Consider the following 1,966-nt stretch of genomic DNA (forward strand, 5'->3'; position numbering starts at 1 on the left):
ATCGGCGACCTCCGCGTCGAGGTTCGCCAGCAGATCGCGCAGGCCGCCCGTGCGTCGACTCATCAGCCGGAAGCAGCTGAGCACCCGGCTCGCGATCCGCACGGCGTCGAGCCCCTTGCCCCGTACGTCACCAATGAGCAGGCGGGTTCCCCACGGGCTGTCGACGACCTCGTACAGATCCCCACCGATCATGGCCTCCACGGTGGCACTCTCGTAGCGGACGGCGAACCGCAGCCCGCCGGACGACGACGGGACGGGACTGAGGATCGTCTGCTGCGCCACCTCGGCCACCCGAGTGACGTTCTGCAGCTTCGTCTCGCGTCGGATGTTGTATCGGCTGACCAGGACGGCCATCACTCCGCCGGCCGTGACCCCGACCAGCCGGACCACCTGGGCCGTCGGGCCACCGCCGCTCCGGCCGAACAGGTCATCGTGCAGACCCAGCAGGATGCCCGCCAGGACCGCCGCCACCCCGTAGCCTGCGGTCAGCCGGGGTCCGGCGAACGTGGCCGCGAGCATGGGGCTCAGAATCGCGAGTCCGATCACGTTCCATTTCTGGTTGCTCAGTTGCAGTCCGACCACCAGGGCGAGTATGAGCATCGGGGTGATCGGGGCGATCGGGGCGAACCAGCGCAGCACCCTCAGCACCTCAGTACCGCAGCACCCTCAGCACCCCGGGAGATCCGCCCGGGGATCTCGCCTTGGCCAGGCCGCATGGGTGTCTGTCTACCCGCGAGCGGTCCGGACCGAACCCGCCGGAGCCTGCTTCCAGGGGGCCTCACCAGCCAGCATGGACGCGCTGACCCGGCGGCGGGCCCGGYCCGCCGAGACCTCGATCGCGCGCCTCGCCGAGCAGCTCGCGGCGCTGTGAACCCGTTCAGCGGGGTGCCATCCGGATGGCACCGTCGAGGCGGATGGTCTCGCCGTTGAGCATGGGGTTCGCGATGATCTGGGTCGCGAGCAGGCCGTACTCGTCGGGGGAGCCCAGGCGCGAGGGGTGCGGGACCTGCTGGCCGAGAGAGACGCGAGCCGGCTCCGGCAGCGAGGCGAGCAGCGGGGTGTCGAACAGGCCGGGGGCGATGGTCACCACGCGGATCTTCAGACTGGCGAGGTCGCGGGCGATCGGCAGCGTCATGCCGACGATGCCGCCCTTGGACGCCGAGTAGGCGGCCTGCCCGATCTGGCCCTCGAACGCCGCCACGGACGCGGTGTTGATGATGACGCCACGCTCGCCGTCGATCTCCTCGGTCCTGCTGATCCGCTCGGCCGCGAGTCGGATGACGTTGAACGAGCCGATCAGGTTGACCTTGACGACCCGCTCGAAGATGGCCAGTGGGAACGGCCCTTCCTTGCTCAGCGTCTTGGCGGCGTTGCTGATGCCGGCGCAGTTGACGGCGATGCGCAGCGGGCCCAGCTCGGCAGCCACGTCCAGGGCTGCCGTCACGTCCTGCTCGGAGGTGACGTCGCCGGGGCTGAATCGCACCGAACTGCCGAACTTCTCCGCGACCGCCGCGCCGTTCGAGGACGGGAGGTCGAGGAGGACCACGCTGGCACCAGCGTCGATGAGCCGGGTGGCGGTGGCAAGGCCGAGGCCGGAAGCCCCGCCGGTCACCACGGCGACTGAATCCGTGATCTGCACGTGAGTTCCTCTCCGGGAGGGACATCGGCCGGAGGCGCGGCCTTGGCTGTGCGGGGTGGAGCTGGGGGAACGAGCCGGCCGTCCCCCGACCGGCGACCAGGGGAGGCGGCCATCCGTGCACACCCCGGAAGACGTGCACACCCCGGAAGAGTAGTGCAAGCCGCGCGGGCGGACAGCGCTCCCGTGGGCCGCCAGCTCCGCGCTGCCCACCGGTTGGCGCGGATTGGGACCGGGCCGGTGGGACCAGGAGGATCAGTAGGTGCAGGTGGGCGGGCCCGGCGAGGGCGCTCCCGGCGGCGCCGGTCCGGCGGCGGGTCCGGCCGCCGC

Annotated in this window: 2 protein-coding genes and 1 pseudogene; 1 reads left to right on the plus strand and 2 read right to left on the minus strand. The window is 71.2% G+C overall.

The window, feature by feature from the left end; translation table 11 throughout:
• Positions 1–639, minus strand: a pseudogene (locus KBI5_RS24585) (SpoIIE family protein phosphatase); the annotation flags it as partial.
• A 79-nt stretch (positions 640–718) separates the two neighbouring features.
• On the opposite strand from KBI5_RS24585, the gene KBI5_RS26750 reads away from it, so the two are divergent.
• The gene (locus KBI5_RS26750) at positions 719–871 is read left to right on the plus strand and encodes a hypothetical protein (protein WP_157902596.1); all 153 of its coding nucleotides are present in this window, start codon (positions 719–721) and stop codon (positions 869–871) included.
• A 6-nt stretch (positions 872–877) separates the two neighbouring features.
• Here the strand turns inward: KBI5_RS26750 and KBI5_RS24590 are convergent, their stop codons facing one another.
• Complete coding sequence (locus tag KBI5_RS24590) at positions 878–1,639, minus strand: 3-hydroxyacyl-CoA dehydrogenase (protein WP_011435996.1); 762 nt, start codon at positions 1,637–1,639, stop codon at positions 878–880.
• Positions 1,640–1,966 lie beyond the last annotated feature (327 nt).

It is taken from the genome of Frankia sp. KB5, from assembly GCF_002099325.1.
In the GTDB taxonomy this organism is placed as follows: domain Bacteria; phylum Actinomycetota; class Actinomycetes; order Frankiales; family Frankiaceae; genus Frankia; species Frankia casuarinae.